The organism is Planctobacterium sp. AWM4_229 (genome assembly GCF_056160305.1).
Genome location: NZ_JBSWWX010000002.1, coordinates 381,557 through 394,181, shown reverse-complemented (window position 1 = coordinate 394,181; position 12,625 = coordinate 381,557). Strand labels below are relative to the sequence as shown.

The window sequence follows — 12,625 nt, the reverse complement described above, 5'->3', positions numbered from 1 at the left end:
CCTGTTTACTTTTAATCATTCATTCCATGGAAGTAATGTGATGCTGAGTCCTTGCGGCGGATTAGGTGTTGAACCCGTATAGGTGATATTGACGTTGGAAGAAAAACCACCCTGGTCGTCATAGGGGGTTCCGTATGAAAGCCCATTGATACTGACATCCAGCTGGTGCAGGTAGGCGGCATACCAATTAGCCAACTGTCCTGGGGCATTCATGGTATGGGGAGGCGTTGTAGAGCCATCCGCCAAACCATTGTCAATAACGGTGGTGGAGCCAGTGCTTGCTGGCGTTACGGATGTGATTTTTTTCATGGCTGTTGGCGAACTGCCGCGATAAACGTTAAACGCCGTAAATGTAGTCACTCCGGTATTCGGGATAGTGAGTGTTATCTGATTGTTATTGCTGCTACTTAGATCATCGGATTGAATGGTCACTATATTACTCGGAATAGTTTCCTGATTGCTGGAGTCGCCATTGACGTTGACTCCGGTAATGGCGTAGTAATAGGTGTGTTTAGCCAGATTGGCTGTTGCACTTTGAGACACCGTAGCGGTGAGTGGGAACAAAGGTGCTTGGGCCCAATACATGGGCTTTAATACTTCTTTTGGCCAGCTTCCGTCAGGGTTTCTACGGGGTGTGAGGCCGCGATTAAGCGCCGCGTTGATGGGATTCATAACGTCTTTCACGATGGCTGGTGGTGCAGTGGAAAGCGGGGCCGCAGGATTGGCTATGCCGACATTATCAGCCGTGCCAAAACAGCCAGATGCACCGAATACCATGGCAGAAGGAGAGGCCTGCTTATCAGTCAACCAGTCTGGCGCTTTGGGTAATGATGTGGACGGATTAAAAGCATCGTCTGGCACATTACTGGAGAAAAAGGGTTGATAGATATTCACGGTTTTACCCGCATAGTTGCCACCATACATTCCTTGTTCGCCCGTTAATGTCAGTACGGTATAGGTTTCACCATTAATTGTTTGCTCAGAAGTATGGCCTGTCCATTTGGTGGAAACTTCGCCGGCAATATCGATTTCGAATTTTCTGAGGTCGCTGTTTTTGTCTTTAGCGGTTTTGTCATCCGATTTTTTAACTGGCCGATAGTAATCAAAAAAGTCTTTAATGGCGTCAGTAAAATAGCCATTGAGAGGTTCAAAAAAGTAGTTGTTCTCAGGAGGTGTGCTTATATCCCCGGAGTTTTCTGGAGATGCACCATTGTCCAGAAATTGCGGTAATAGCGACACCGAGCTACCTGCATCAAAATCCGCAGTACTGAACATGGTTCCGGTAAAGGTAGACTGGCTAATATCCACCGCCGTGTACTGAAATAGGCCTTCATTGACACCATCACTGACAAGCAATGTGCCGACTTTCGGTATTGTGTCAGTTAACGATGTGGATACTGTTACCGAGGTACTGGCACTGGTAACGCTACTTTCCAGTGATGAGTTATGCGGCAATACTGCTGGAGTATAAGGCGTATCACCATTGAGGCGTTGCGCGCCCTGCAGGTTGGCATGTTTGCTGCGGTATACATTGTATCTTGTGGCCCCGGGGTAATTGCGCCAGTTGACAACCGCCAGGGTGCCTTCGTTGATAGTTTGTGCCTGGATCGCACCTGTCATGGATCCGTTAAAGCGCAATTCTGCGGTCGCGCCCTGTCCGCCGCCACCGCTTAAGGTGACCGAGGGCACTGATTGATAACCACTGCCACTATGGGTGATTTTTATCTCTACCACTTTGCCTGCGTTTGCACCAGTGCCCAATATCGCAATACCTGTAGCCGTTGTGCCCCCCGCTTGTGGTGCAGAGATGCTAACATCGGGCGCACTTGTATAGTTGCTGCCACCGCTGGTTACCCTGGCGAAAAACTCTTCCTTAACCGCGCTGATAGCATAATAAAAATTCTGAGGAGCGAGGCTGACAGCCGCCGCCGCACCACTGCCAGAGGTGCTTGAAAAGGATACCGTGGGAGGGTGTGTGTAGCCACTGCCTGCGTTGGTTATCTCAACACTTTGTACTGTTTCCGAGTTCAGTGTCGCTGTGCCTGTGGCGGTTGTGCCAGGTTTCTGTGGCACTGAGAATGTCACTTCAGGCGCGGTTTGATATTTCGAACCAGGGTTCTGTATAACCACTGTATCTTGGGCGGTGTTTACACCAAACGTAAAGCTGGATGTTCCTGCCGGGTTTTGAATCGGCTGAAAACCCGAGATGCCAGAAGTCGCGATTTGCGAACCGCTATTCACCAGAAAATTTAACCAATCTTGCGGCGCGGTGATACGCGCCACCGTTGGGCTTTTATCCGCTGCCAGCGTCTCGAAAACCTTGGCATTAGAGCTCTTTGGTAAACTTTCAAGAAACGGCACAAAACCGTTAAAAAGCGTTGTTCTATTCTGTAAAAAGCCAACGCCCTGATCAAATGGCTGGTGGGGGTTAGTTGGCGCATTCGGGGCATTACTGATTTTTGCGGTAACTTTAAAAGGAAAGCCAATTTGATCAATGGCAGATACATCAAAATCGATACTGCCACCACTGTTGGCACTGAGTGTGCCATTGATGCCCCATTCAAAAAGTCCAAACGTGTCATTGGGATTAGAACTCAAGGTGGGAACCACCAACTCTTGTGCAGCGTTGCTCTGCAAACCATTATTGGGGCCAACAAACATCACCAATTCACCGCTGGAGATATCAGTGGTAGGCACACTGCCCGCTAAGGTCTGACCGGGCGCAGGGATATTGATAACGGTTTGTGCAATGTCGGGGTAGGTGTTGCCCGCAGAAAACACTTCCAAAAGCGGTATGTTGGTGAGTGCGGGTTGGCTGCTGGACAGTACCCAGTTATGGTCGAGGGTCACCATTGCGCCGGGCGAGAAGGTGCCGCTGCCGCCAGTGACACCAGTAAACATGGCATAACCACTTAAATACATATCTTGCGACAGGAACGATTTATATTGCACTTTGGTTTGCGCAATGACGTTGTTATTGTCATCCGTTTCGGTGATCAGCAACGCCCCATTTTCAAGGGGGAAATTCGCCGTCTGGGTTGTTGCATCCACTGCGATGATGATGGTGTCCGAAGGTAATGTCAGGTTTTCGCGCTTAGGATGCTTTTGCGTGGCTTGTTTTGCCAGGGGGGAAGATGCGACAGCAATATTGCCATTGTCGTTGAGTCCTGCGCTGAGAAAAACTTGTGGTGCGGTCTTGGCCAGCCCACTTAAGCCAAACAGGGCAACATAAACCCCTTGCTGTGCAATTTCTTTAGGAACTGAAAAGGTTATCGGAAAATGTTGCGGTGGAAGGACAGCAGTATCAGTACTCATAATCAAGGTTACCTTGGAATTTTAATTCTCTAAAGCGTAGCTTGAGTCTTTATTTTTACCATTACGATGTATTACATGATTTGTGAAGCTCGAAGGTTGATTTTTTAACCCGCATTTATCCCTACTGACACATTTTGGCAGAACACCAAGGTTAAACTAGCCATGAATTCAACACACCTCTAAGGAGCAAATTATGATTGGTTATGTGACATTGGGTACCGCAGATCTGGAAAAGTCAGGCGCTTATTACGACGCACTATTGGCCACTATTGGCGCAGGCCGTTTTATGGAAGAGGAAAACTATTTTATCGCCTGGTCTAAAGGCGAGGATGAACCCGCCCTGTCGGTAACACTACCTTATAACAAAGAACCTGCTACGGTGGGCAACGGTGTTATGGTGGCCATTTTTCTGGAAACACCGGAACAAGTGGATGCCTTTTATGCTAAAGCAATTGAGTTAGGCGGCACCTGCGAAGGCAAGCCGGGATTCAGACCCGAAGAGGCCACAAAAGGGTTTTATGCGGGCTATTTTCGCGATCTGGATGGCAACAAGCTCAATGCGTTTTGCATGGTTCAAGGGTAAGCAATAAGACTTGGCACCCTGCGTCAGAGAACAGTTAATATTACTGGGCTCTGATGCAGTGTTTGCCTGCAGATTTGGCTTGGTACATGGCATTATCTGCGCGTTCCAGCCACAAATCGATACTATCATCAGCACTGACCTCACTGAGACCAATGCTACAACTTACCATGGCATTTTGGGCAAATTGCGCCTGATCCAGCTCTTTTTGCAAACGCAGTGCAAAGCGCTCTGCTTCGCTGGCTAACGCGCCAGGACAGAGCACTACAAACTCATCGCCGCCCCAGCGACCTATGATGTCAGTTTCCCGCGCACACCGTTTGAGCAAGGCGGCGAATTGCTCAAGTACAGCATCTCCGACATTGTGGCCATAGTGATCATTGAGATGTTTGAAGTCATCGATATCAATAAATACCAGTGAGCACTCATTGATACCACGCTTTTTGCGCTTGATATGCTCTTCGGCTTCAGTGGTGATTTGAACCCGGTTGTAAAGGTCTGTAAGGGGGTCGTGGGTGGAAAGGTAGTGCAGGCGGTCATTTTTCTTTTTCAATGCCGATTGCAAACTTTCAAGTGCCCGGTTTTTTTCTTCAATGCGATTGCGATAGCGCAGAGTGATAGTGTGTCGAATAAACAAAAAGATAAGCAGTACTAATATGGGGCCGGCGATTTTGGCGGTTAACCAGACATCCACTTCTTTAATGATTTTGACATTGTTCCAACGTCGATAAATATCATTGTGTTGCTGCGCGCTGATTTGCTCAATGGCCTGATCAATCGCGGGTACAAGGTGGCTATACTCTTTTATGACACCCACTCTGAGTTCATCGTCTAGTCCAATCCAACCGGTAATGCGCAACTCACTTAAGCCGTTTTTTTGAATATGCTCCATGATGGTGTGCATTGAGCCTACCATCACATCAATATCGCCTGCGGCCAAAAGTCTTATCCCCGCTTGTTCAGTGGGTACTTCATAAATAGGTACGTCGGGATAGTATTTATTGATGTGTTCGTGCTGTCGGTAACCTTTAACCACACCGACTTTTTCGGTTTTTATCATGGCCAGGTTGGGAATAGGTGTGCCTTCGCTATGGGTGATAATGACATTCGGCGCTTTAAAGATAACCTGGCTGAAATCCAAAAAAGCAGAACGATTTACGGTTCGGTTGAGAAAAGGGGTGACGTGGCAGGTACCATTTTGCAACCGCTGTAGCGAATCCACCCAAGATTGCGTCGTGATCAGGCTGAATTCCAGACCTGAATATTGGGAGATTAAATCCAGATAGTCTTTGGACATGCCCACATGGCGATTATCCTGCAATCCTTCATAGGGTAGCCAATTCGTATCCACACAATAATTGAGTGGCTGTGTTGCTTGTGCCTGTGACGTCGATGTAAAAAGCCATGTCAGCACAGCGATAATCAAGCTGAGTTTCCTGTCCAATGGTGAGCTCTAGGTTTTCCTGTTTGAAGTTGAGTATAGCTCATATTTTGAGCTGGCAAGTTGGATTCAATACATTCAACAGTCTTAGTCGTGCCGGGTAATTCAATCATACTTAGATTTCCTGTTACAAAATCTAAAAAATCTTATTGATAGTGCGACCATGAACAAAATCTAACCAAATAAAGCGTTGACATTTTTTCATTTTGCATCAGAATAACCATATTCGAATGATGTTCGAACGTGGTTATCCGTAATCCTAAATAGCCCATAACGAACATCTTATTAATATTTATAGGGTGGTTTTATGGCTCCAGCTCCTAAATTTAGTGTCGCTACACAACAGGAAATGATCCTTAATGCGGCGGTGCAAAGTATTTCTGAAACCTCGGTAACAGACTTCACGATGGCCAGTGTGGCAAGGTTGGCCAAACTGTCCATGGGCAGTATCTACAAGTTTGTTCAAAGTAAAGAAGACATTGTCCTGGCTCTGGCCCACCAGTCTTTTACCCACCTGTCCGCCACTTTTCAGAAAGTCTTGGCATTGCCGTTGAGTGCGCCTGAAAAGCTGGTGGCTGTTTGCCTGATTTCCCCCGCCAAAACACAGCTGTTTGAGTTTGAGCACGATTTGCAATCCTACGCCACCAATGAAGCGGTAATACGCAGAGCTTCGCCAATGTGGACCAACAAAATGATTGAGGCCTGTGGTCACTGCGAATCTATTTTTAAACTGACTTTAGCCAATGACATTAAAGCCGGGGAGCTGGAGCAGGTGCCGAACCTGACTGAAGTGATCGAAGAGATCGTGATTTCAGGCTGGGCAATGACTGTAGGTTACGAAGAAGTGCGCCGGGTGAAGCAGACGAGCGAGGTAATTGACGGTACCGATTCACTGCAAGAGCCATTGGCATTAAACGATCCTATGGTGCGCAGTATGGTGAGACTGCTGAATACCTATCCGTGGCGAAAGCCGCTTACACAGCAGTCTCTGCAGCTGATTGAGCAACAATTAATTTCGCTAGATTTACGTTGAGGATGACGACTATGAAAATTAAAGCATGGATATTGAGTATTGGCCTGGTGGTCAGTGTTATTGCCAGCCTTGGGTTTATTAAATATTCGCAGGTGATGGCTGCGATTGCATTTGGCGAGTCTTTCCCTGAGCCTTCAGCCAGTGTGCAAAGTACCACAGTACAAGTAAGTCACTATCGGCCAATAAGTAAAGTGGTAGGGCAGTTACAATCGCCAAAGCATCTGATGGTGCGCAATGAATATGCCGGTCCTATTACCCATGTGGGCTTTGCACCAGGTGATTATGTAAAAGCAGGTCAGGTGTTAATCAAGCAAGATGTGGCATTAGAGAATGCAGAACTGTCTGCGGCGCAATCACGCCTGAAACTAGCGCAAGTGACATTATCTCGCCGGGTGAGTTTGTTAAAGCAGAATCGCGCCAGCCAAGGGGAAGTGGATGAGGCTGAAGCGAATGTCGCAGTAGCCCAGGCAGAGGTGAGTCGATTAGCCACTATCATTAGCCGCAAAACCATCATTGCCCCTTTTGCCGGACAAGTGGGGCTGGAGCAATATCAAACGGGACAATTATTAGCGGCCAACACTGCACTGACCACGCTGGTGGGGCAGGGAGATAAAATCTGGGTGGATTTCTCTATCCCCCAAACTCAAACCCAAATTGCCACTGGTGACACTGTGATGATTCATTCCGCTGTGGTTAACAGTCAGCCAATTGCCGCAAAAGTCTTGGCGCGAGAGGCGTCTGTGAATGCCAATTCCAGACAATTGCGCTATCGCGCCGAATTGGACAACACCAGCAACACATTGAGTCACAATCAGATGGTCACGGTACACGTGCCTGGCCGGGCGGAGCAGGTGGTGCTGGTACCTGTCAGTGCCATTACCCGAAATCACTTTGGTGAGTTTGTTTATCAATTGCAAAAAGATGCTGAGCAAAACTGGCGGGCCAGTCCGATAAAGGTGGAATTGGGACCGCGTCAGGGAGAGCAACAAATCGTATTGTCGGGCTTAACCGGCGGTGAGTTCATCGCTGCCCAGGGGGCATTTAAGTTATCCGAAGGTTTGTTAGTGTATACCGAGCAAGCTAATAGCAGCACTGTAACAGCTGGGAGCCTGTAATGAGCACCTTGCATGAGAACAAACCCTCTTGGGTGGACATCTTTGTCAGTCGCCCTGCGTTTGCCATTGTTATCTCGGTATTGATCATTCTGGCTGGTTTGAACGCGGCACAGAAAATCTCCGTACAGCAATTTCCTCAAATTAAAAGTGCTTCATTAGTGATTGATACCGTTTATACCGGGGCATCGGCGGATGTGGTAAAAGGCTATGTGACTGAGCCCATTGAGCGGGTCACCTCCACCATTCCCGGCGTGGATTACGTGGATTCGGTTACCACTGCAGGCTTGAGCAAGGTAACGGCCTGGTTGGAGTTGAATCACGACACCACAGACGCATTGGCAGAACTGACCACTAAACTCAATCAAATTAAATTTGAATTGCCGGTAGGTGTTGAAGATCCCTTTATTCAGATAGTACGCGCCGACAGCCCGTACGCGGTATTTTATCTGGATGTGGCCTCTCAAAATTTGCCTCGTAGTGAAGTCAGTGATTATCTGGTGCGCAATATCGTGCCTGCGCTTAACGATATTAAAGGGGTACAAAAAGTTACGTTGGAAGGTGGCCGCGACCCGGCCATGCGTATCTGGTTAGATCCCGATAAACTGGCCATGTATGACCTCAGTGCCGCCGATGTGTTTGCTGCGTTGCAAGCCAATAACACTATCGCCACCTTGGGCTACAGCGAAAACAATCGTCAGCGCATTGATTTGTTGGCCAACACCAGTCTGAAAAGCATTAGTGACTTTGAACAGCTGATCATTCGGGATGTGGCCGGCAGCCAGCTGCGTCTGGGCACCATTGCAGAGATAGAGGTTGGGGAAGCACAAGGCATGGTAACTGCTCGCCTGGATGATAAAAATACCGTATTTCTGGCTATTTGGGCGCTACCAGGTGCCAATGAAATTGATATCGGTGACGGCTTGTACAAGAAGCTAGATGAGCTGAATCCATTGTTGCCAGCGGGTATGCAAATCGACATCGGTTACGACGGTACTTTGTATATGCGCGACTCCATTAAAGAGATTTTCACCACGTTGGCAGAGACAGTCTTGCTTGTGGGTCTGGTGGTCCTCGTAATGATGGGTTCGTTCCGCACTGCACTGGTGCCTCTGATCACCATTCCCATCTCTATTTTAGGGGCGGTTGCGGTAATTTCGCTATTGGGTTTTTCCCTGAATCTGCTGACAATCTTGGCCATTGTATTATCAGTAGGCTTGGTGGTAGATGATGCTATCGTGGTGGTGGAAAACGTCGCCCGCCACATGCGCGAAGGTAAATCTCGCCTTTATGCTGCGCTGATCAGCTCGCGTCAGCTGTTGATGCCAGTTATCGCTATGACACTAACACTAGCTGCGGTGTATGCGCCCATTGGTTTTCTCACCGGATTAACCGGGTTCTTGTTTCGTGAATTTGCCTTTACCCTGGCAATTGCCGTGCTGATATCGGGTGTGGTGGCAATTACTCTGTCACCCATTATGAGTGCTTGGGTAAACCCTGAAGGCGGCAAAGAGGGACCGTTCACCAAGCGGGTTAATCAGCAATTTGATCGCCTGCAAGACTTCTATAGCCGAATATTGGAGCGTTTGTTTCAATATCGCGCTCAGGTGTTTTTTGTGGCGATTGTATTTTCCCTGTTGTCGGTGCCTTTTTATTTGCTTTCACAAAAAGAGCTGGCACCCATTGAAGATCAAAACACTGTCCAGGTAGTGATAGAAGCACCACCTGAATCTTCGCAACAGTATACTGCAAAGCAAATGAACCAAACTGCCGCTGTGATGAATGCCACAGACGGTGGTAAGTTCACCTGGCAAATCGTCACTGCCGCAGCGGGCTTTGGTGGTGTTGAACTAGAACCCTTCGAAAAACGCGAGCACGCCGTACACGATCTTTTGTTTGATTTATACGGTCGTTTGGGCAGTGTTTCGGGTTTAAGTTTGTTCCCCATATTACCAGCTGCATTGCCTACCGCTGGCCAGTTTGATGTGGAGCTGGTGGTGCGCGCCGGTGATGATCCTCGCACCATGAAGCGCTATGCCGATGAAATTCTTGCACAAGCTGAAGCAAGTGGAAATTTCATGTTTGTGAACACCGATCTGAAAATTGATTTGCCTCAGGCGGAGCTGGAATTAAATAAGGAACTGATTGCCGATCTGGGCCTGACTCTGCAGTCGGTGAATGAACAGTTGGCTATTTTGATGTCCAATAATTTCGCGAACTACTTCAACAAAGAAGGCAAAGCTTATCGGGTGATCCCCATTGTTGGCGAAGCAGAGCGCTTCAACCCAGAGAATGTGCTGTCCATGAAGGTGCGCAACGATGCCGGCGACCTTATTCCGGTATCGGCATTTGCTGAGTTACTTACCTTTACCAGTCCTCGGGTACTTGGATCTTTTAATCAGCAGAATAGCTTCCGTATCCTGGCGGGGGTATTACCGCATATCACCAAAGAGCAAGGATTGGTCACAGTAGAAAATATTGCAGCCAATGTTTTACCCGCCAGCTATTCAGTGGATTATGCAGGTGAATCCCGACAGTTGCGCAAAGAAGGCAATACTATGGTCGGTGTTTTGCTGGTGTCTATTATCGTTGTGTACTTCTTGCTCACCATTCAATTCAATAGCTTTCGCGATCCTTTAGTGGTGATTTTAGGGTGTGCACCATTGGCTTTGGCCGGGGCTTTGATGTTGCCGTTTGTCTCCCTGACCACCATCAATATTTACAGTCAGATTGGGCTGATCACCTTAATTGGTCTTATCGCTAAAAATGGCATCTTGATCGTAGAATTTGCCAAGCATTTACAGCTGGAAGGTAAAACTAAGCTGGAGGCCATCAAAGGTAGTGCAGCAACCCGCTTGCGTCCTATCTTAATGACAACTGCGGCCACTGTGCTTGGTCATTTTCCATTGGTATTAGTCACCGGAGCTGGGGCTGAGGCGCGCAACAGCATTGGTGTTATTCTGGTGGTAGGTATGGTCATCGGTACCTTCTTTACCTTAATTGTATTGCCATTGCTCTATCAGGTGCTGGCCAAAGAACACAAACCGCACAACATTGAGCAGTGGCAGGAACAGTCCGCTGTGGATATCAAGCAGGCGGCTTGATTAAGAGCATCTCAAACCATCAAGCGGGGGCATTAGCCCCCGTTTTTTTACGTCTGTTCTGGGGGGAGCTTTAAAACAAGACAGAGCATCAGTGACAAATCAGCAGAATGTCAGGTGTAATTCAGGATTTTAAGATTGGGTTTGTCCACAATGCGTGGCAAATTGACCAAGGATACTGAACTATGAAACGCCTGTTTTTTTTATTATCGAGTCTGTTATTGCTTACCACTTACTTGCATGCAGAAAACGCAAAACCACTTAATCTAGAGACCGACAAGTACCCCGGTTACTCGATGCCCCGAACGCAGGTTGTCCCGCTTAAAGATACCTCGAATGCCAAACAATACGAGTTGTACATCAAGTTACCTGAAAGTTATCAGGAGGAGCCTGATAAAACTTATCCGGTGATTTATTTTACAGATGCTGTCTGGCACATCGAGGTATTGTCCGCGGCAACAGAGTTTATTTTATCAGAGTCGATATTGGTGGGCATTTCCTGGCAACAAGATTCAGACGCTGGATTAGTTGCGCAATACGGCGCACATGCCAGCCGTTTCAGCGATTATTCCTATTGGGATAAAGCCAATCCCAATCACCCCAAAATCAAGTTTGGTGGCGCTGCCAAGCATCTGGAATTCATTCGCAAAGACGTATTACCCTTTGTGGAAAAGCACTATCGAACCCAACCAGATAAGCGCAGTTATTTTGGATATTCACTAGGAGGTGGATTTGGTGCCTATGTGTTGTTAAATCAACCAGATACTTTTCAAAACTATATTTTGGGTAGCCCCTCAGTGAACCTTTTTTCTGAAGATGATTACAAGCGTTTCAAACAAGCCACTATTGAGCGAATAAGTATATTCATCAGCCATGGTGATCAAGAAGAAGCGAAAGCGAAAGAGGTTGATGCTTTCATCACAAAGTTTGAGCAATCTGCCAAGAATCCAGTGGTTTTGGATTCTGAAGTTATCACTGGAGACCACTCTACGGCATTCCCTGGAACGGCGATAGAGAGTATACGTTGGTTAAAAGCACGTCTTTCAGCCGGCTAGTTGTTTGAATTGAGTGGGGCTTTGTTTGGCTGTTTAAACAATCGGTTCTTACAGGCAATAAAAGGCCTGGCATAGGCATCGACAACTGAGCGATGGGAAGGCTCTTTTTTATCTAGTCCGAACAGCAAAAAACGGGTATTGCCCGACAATACCAGGGTGCCAAACAAACGGTCCCATACTGCAAGCGCAGTACCGAAGTTCTTATCGTGGAATTTCACCTGGCGGCTGTGGTGTATCTGGTGTTGCACCGGGCTTATGAACCAGCGTTCGATGCGATTTCCCCAGCGCCACTTTACATGGGAGTGGCGCAAATTCGAGCCCATCACATTAAAGATAAAAATAAACACATTAGCCCCCAGAATATCCACCATCGACAAAGTGGGACCAAATAAGAAATAACAAATACCCACGGCACAGCCTTGCGCCAGTCCCATGCGACAAGCATAGAGAAAGCTCTCCAGTGGATGAGAGCGATACACCGTCATTGGGGTTAGCACTTTGGCTGAATGATGGACTTTGTGAAATTCCCAAAGCCATGGCACTTTATGTAGCAAGTAGTGCAATAAAAAACGGGTGAAATCATCGAACAAAAACAGCATCAGGGTGAACACAAAAATCACAGTGACACTGCTTTCAATATCGCTGAATACCTGCTTGATGCCGAACAGCCTCTCCAAAGCGTCACTTAAGCCAATGGCAATAGGCACCATAGTGAGTACTAAAGGGGCCCACAAGAAAGAGCGCACCAGTCGATTAATAATAAACAACTGATAATCCAACATGGCGCTTTTGTGCAGCCATACTTTTGGGTTAAACAGGTAGTAAATAAAGCCTTTGTCAGTTTTCAGCTGGCGTTGCTGAATGACGTACACCAGAAAAGCGAACAGTGCTGCCCCGACGATGTATCCCACAAACAGACGTTTGTTGGGATCCATCAGGTAATTCAGTATTTCCAGCAGCTCTGCTTTAAATTGCTCTAGCATGATTT

The 12,625-nt window shown here is 47.4% G+C and carries 8 protein-coding genes; 5 read left to right on the top strand and 3 right to left on the bottom strand.

Translation table 11 applies throughout. The annotated features are described in order from the left end of the window. Positions 1 to 15: 15 nt before the first annotated feature. A complete protein-coding gene (locus ACXAGP_RS04770) occupies positions 16 to 3,315 on the bottom strand; it encodes a hypothetical protein (RefSeq protein ID WP_475259875.1) in 3,300 nt (1,099 codons plus the stop codon). Positions 3,316 to 3,508: 193 nt separating this feature from the next. Here ACXAGP_RS04770 and ACXAGP_RS04765 point away from each other — a divergent pair, with 193 nt between their 5' ends. Further along, on the top strand, positions 3,509 to 3,898 hold the full coding sequence (locus ACXAGP_RS04765; RefSeq protein ID WP_475259874.1) for a VOC family protein: 390 nt from the start codon (positions 3,509 to 3,511) through the stop codon (positions 3,896 to 3,898). Positions 3,899 to 3,938: 40 nt separating this feature from the next. Here the strand turns inward: ACXAGP_RS04765 and ACXAGP_RS04760 are convergent, their stop codons facing one another. Next, positions 3,939 to 5,321: a diguanylate cyclase gene (locus ACXAGP_RS04760; RefSeq protein ID WP_475259872.1), complete on the bottom strand. Its 1,383-nt coding sequence runs from the start codon at positions 5,319 to 5,321 to the stop codon at positions 3,939 to 3,941. A gap of 322 nt (positions 5,322 to 5,643) precedes the next feature. Here ACXAGP_RS04760 and ACXAGP_RS04755 point away from each other — a divergent pair, with 322 nt between their 5' ends. From ACXAGP_RS04755 to ACXAGP_RS04740, 4 genes are all read left to right on the top strand, one after another. Beyond that, a complete protein-coding gene (locus ACXAGP_RS04755) occupies positions 5,644 to 6,369 on the top strand; it encodes a TetR/AcrR family transcriptional regulator (protein ID WP_475259871.1) in 726 nt (241 codons plus the stop codon). An 11-nt stretch (positions 6,370 to 6,380) separates the two neighbouring features. Next, positions 6,381 to 7,484, top strand: coding sequence for an efflux RND transporter periplasmic adaptor subunit (locus ACXAGP_RS04750; RefSeq protein WP_475259870.1), 1,104 nt, complete (start codon positions 6,381 to 6,383; stop codon positions 7,482 to 7,484). Next, positions 7,484 to 10,585: an efflux RND transporter permease subunit gene (locus ACXAGP_RS04745; protein ID WP_475259869.1), complete on the top strand. Its 3,102-nt coding sequence runs from the start codon at positions 7,484 to 7,486 to the stop codon at positions 10,583 to 10,585. The genes ACXAGP_RS04750 and ACXAGP_RS04745 overlap by 1 nt, the downstream gene beginning before the upstream one ends. Before the next feature lie 182 nt (positions 10,586 to 10,767). Further along, the gene (locus ACXAGP_RS04740) at positions 10,768 to 11,637 is read left to right on the top strand and encodes an alpha/beta hydrolase (RefSeq protein ID WP_475259867.1); all 870 of its coding nucleotides are present in this window, start codon (positions 10,768 to 10,770) and stop codon (positions 11,635 to 11,637) included. On the opposite strand, the gene ACXAGP_RS04735 is transcribed toward ACXAGP_RS04740, so the two are convergent. Then, a complete protein-coding gene (locus tag ACXAGP_RS04735) occupies positions 11,634 to 12,620 on the bottom strand; it encodes a sterol desaturase family protein (protein WP_475259865.1) in 987 nt (328 codons plus the stop codon). The two genes, ACXAGP_RS04740 and ACXAGP_RS04735, sit on opposite strands and share 4 nt — an antisense overlap. Positions 12,621 to 12,625 lie beyond the last annotated feature (5 nt).

Coding starts and splice junctions, on each gene's coding strand:
- ACXAGP_RS04745 (WP_475259869.1), top strand. CDS start 7,484: ATGAGCACCTTGCATGAGAACAAACCCTCTTGGGTGGACATCTTTGTC.
- ACXAGP_RS04735 (WP_475259865.1), bottom strand. CDS start 12,620: ATGCTAGAGCAATTTAAAGCAGAGCTGCTGGAAATACTGAATTACCTG.
- ACXAGP_RS04770 (WP_475259875.1), bottom strand. CDS start 3,315: ATGAGTACTGATACTGCTGTCCTTCCACCGCAACATTTTCCGATAACC.
- ACXAGP_RS04755 (WP_475259871.1), top strand. CDS start 5,644: ATGGCTCCAGCTCCTAAATTTAGTGTCGCTACACAACAGGAAATGATC.
- ACXAGP_RS04750 (WP_475259870.1), top strand. CDS start 6,381: ATGAAAATTAAAGCATGGATATTGAGTATTGGCCTGGTGGTCAGTGTT.
- ACXAGP_RS04765 (WP_475259874.1), top strand. CDS start 3,509: ATGATTGGTTATGTGACATTGGGTACCGCAGATCTGGAAAAGTCAGGC.
- ACXAGP_RS04740 (WP_475259867.1), top strand. CDS start 10,768: ATGAAACGCCTGTTTTTTTTATTATCGAGTCTGTTATTGCTTACCACT.